The organism is Plasticicumulans sp. (assembly GCF_035331805.1).
Classification (GTDB): domain Bacteria; phylum Pseudomonadota; class Gammaproteobacteria; order Competibacterales; family Competibacteraceae; genus Plasticicumulans.
Genome location: NZ_DAOLKE010000170.1, coordinates 5,254 through 7,662 on the forward strand (window position 1 = coordinate 5,254; position 2,409 = coordinate 7,662).

Annotated in this window: 4 protein-coding genes; 1 reads left to right on the forward strand and 3 read right to left on the reverse strand. The window is 74.0% G+C overall.

The annotated features are described in order from the left end of the window. Positions 1 to 16 precede the first annotated feature (16 nt). On the forward strand, positions 17 to 547 hold the full coding sequence (locus tag PKE44_RS12160; RefSeq protein ID WP_324551521.1) for a nitrous oxide reductase accessory protein NosL: 531 nt from the start codon (positions 17 to 19) through the stop codon (positions 545 to 547). A 72-nt stretch (positions 548 to 619) separates the two neighbouring features. Here the strand turns inward: PKE44_RS12160 and PKE44_RS12165 are convergent, their stop codons facing one another. The 3 genes from PKE44_RS12165 to PKE44_RS12175 form a co-directional block, all read right to left on the reverse strand. Beyond that, positions 620 to 1,078: a hypothetical protein gene (locus PKE44_RS12165; RefSeq protein WP_324551524.1), complete on the reverse strand. Its 459-nt coding sequence runs from the start codon at positions 1,076 to 1,078 to the stop codon at positions 620 to 622. A 48-nt stretch (positions 1,079 to 1,126) separates the two neighbouring features. Further along, complete coding sequence (locus PKE44_RS12170; RefSeq protein ID WP_324551527.1) at positions 1,127 to 1,717, reverse strand: NAD(P)H-dependent oxidoreductase; 591 nt, start codon at positions 1,715 to 1,717, stop codon at positions 1,127 to 1,129. A 90-nt stretch (positions 1,718 to 1,807) separates the two neighbouring features. Continuing rightward, on the reverse strand, positions 1,808 to 2,409 hold a 602-nt coding region (locus tag PKE44_RS12175; RefSeq protein WP_324551529.1), incomplete at its 5' end, for an ABC transporter permease subunit.

Genomic DNA, 2,409 nt, shown 5'->3' on the forward strand with positions numbered 1-2,409 from the left:
GCGAGAGGTTCCGCACATGCCCAGCCGCCGCCACGTCCTGCTCGGTCTCGGCGCCTTCACGTTCACATCCGCGTTTTCCTCGCTGCTCGCCGGCTGCGGCGAGGACAGGCCGCCGGCCGTCGCGCTGCGGCCGGTGCCGATCGCCGCCGCCGACGAGTGCGCGGTCTGCGGCATGCAGATCCGCGGTTTTCCGGGGCCGAAGGGCGAGGCCCACGTCAGCGGGCGCGAGGCCGCGCTGAAGTTCTGCTCGACGCGCGATTTCTTCGCCTGGGTGCTGCAGCCCGAGGCCGGCGCCAGCGTGCAGGCGCTGTGGGTGCATGATCTCGGCGCGACCGGCTGGGAACAGCCCGACGATGCCGCCTTCACCGACGCGCGCAGCGCCTTCTACGTGATCGGGCATCGCCGGCTCGGCGCGATGGGGCCGACGCTCGCGAGCTTCCGCGAACGTCCGGCCGCCGAGGCCTTCGCGGCGCGCGAGGGCGGGCGGGTGCTCGCCTTCCTCGACGTGACCGTGGCGCTGGTGGCCGGCGGGCTGGAGCCGGGCTGAGCGGGGCACCGGGCAGGCGGGTGATCCGGCCGCAGGAGCGGGGCCGGAGCCGGCGCGGAAGGTTGTGCGGCCTTACGGCGACAGCGTCATCGACGGCCCGCGTTCGAGCACGCTGTCGCGCCGGCGCAGCAGGTACAGCTCGGCCCCGAGAACCTTGCCGTCGGCGAGTTCGGCCTGCGTGACCTCGACGCCGGCATAGCGCGGGTCACGGCAGCCCATGGCCTGGAAGCTGACGTAACCCTCGGAGCGCACGACCGTCTGCGGCAGGATGCGCGGCGGTCCCTCGCAGCCGCCGTCCATGACCACGGCACCGCGGTTGTCGGCGTCGAGGTAGATCGCGACGTCGTAGTACACGGCGCCGCGCCGGCCGCTCGCGTAATAGCCGGGCACGCCGGCGAGGTCCTCGGGCGGTGGCAGCCGCGCGGTCGAGCAGCCGGGCAGGGCGGCGAGGGCGGCGAGAAGCAGCAGGGCGGTCGATGCAGGGCGCATGGCGGCAGCGGTCGTGGCCTCGGCGGTCGGGGCCGACAGCATGCCGGCCTCGCCGGCGCGCCGGTAGGGGCCCAGGGCAATCGGGCGGCGTCACCGGCCCTCCGTGCCCATCGCCCGCAGCCGCTGCAGCCAGCGTTCGCGGCCCCCGTTGCCGATCGTCAGCACGCTGCCGACCAGCGTCGTGCGCACCGGGCGGAAGCCTGCGGTGCCGAGCAGGTGCCGGCGCAGCGTCTTCACGCTGTGGGCGCCGAAGTACCAGCGGTAGGCGAAGGCCGGCATGTTCATCGTCACCAGCACGTGCGCGCTGCGCCCGCCGAGCAGCGGTTTCGGCGGCGCGTCGGGGCCGGGCGGCGTGAAGGCGAAGCCGGGGCGCAGCGCGTGTTCGAGCAGGCCGAGCAGCAGCGCCGGCGGGTTGCCGAACCACAGCGGATACGCGAGCAGCCAGTGATCGGCGGCCGTGAGCGCCGCCTGCAGGCGCGTGACATCGGCCGGCGTGTTCGCCGGCTCCCAGTCGCCGCCGCTGCGCAGCCACGGAAAGTCGAGGGTGGCGACGCGCAGCCGCTCGACTTCGTGCCCGGCCGCGCGCGCGCCATCGGCATAGGCATCGAGCAGGGCCGGCAGGAAGTGCGGTGCCGGATCGCGGTCCGGGTGACCGTCGAGGATCAGGATGCGTCGGGCCATGCCGGTGAACTCCGCAAGCAGGTGATGCGTTGCAGCATGCATCCGTCCCCCGGCTGCTGGCCATCCCCGTTGCCGGCGCCGGGGCAGGATTCAGCCGTCCTGCGGCTGCGTCCCCTGCGCGATGTGCCGTGACAGCAGGATCAGCGGCAGCACGCCGACCGCGACGATCGCAAGCGCCGCGGTCGAGGCCTCGGCGAGGCGTTCGTCCGCTGCCAGCGTGTAGACCTGGGTTGCCAGCGTGTCGAAGTTGAACGGGCGCATCACCAGCGTCGCCGGCAGTTCCTTCATCGTGTCGACGAACACCAGCAGCGCGGCGCTCGCGAGGCTGCCGCGCAGCAGCGGCAGGTGCACCTCGCGCAGCAGCGCGCCGCGCCCGCGCCCGAGGCTGCGCGCGGCCTCGTCCATGCTGACGGTGATGCGCGACAGGCCCGTGTCGACCGTCTGCACCGCGACGCTCAGGAAACGCACCAGATAGCCGTAGACCAGCGCCGCGAGCCCGCCGGTCAGCAGCAGGCCCGGATGCGGCTGGCCGAGCGACTGCCAGAGCGCGGCGATGGCATGATCGAGCCGTGTCACCGGGATCAGGATGCCGACCGCGATCACCGAGCCCGGCACCGCGTAACCGAGCGCGATGCCGCGATTCAGCAGCCCCGCGGCCCGGCGCGCCGGACCGCGCGCGAGCCGGGCGCCGT

What these genes read in the sequence shown, in the direction of transcription:
- PKE44_RS12165 (WP_324551524.1), bottom strand. Translation starts at nt 1,078, where the DNA reads ATGCTGTCGGCCCCGACCGCCGAGGCCACGACCGCTGCCGCCATGCGC.
- PKE44_RS12160 (WP_324551521.1), top strand. Translation starts at nt 17, where the DNA reads ATGCCCAGCCGCCGCCACGTCCTGCTCGGTCTCGGCGCCTTCACGTTC.
- PKE44_RS12170 (WP_324551527.1), bottom strand. Translation starts at nt 1,717, where the DNA reads ATGGCCCGACGCATCCTGATCCTCGACGGTCACCCGGACCGCGATCCG.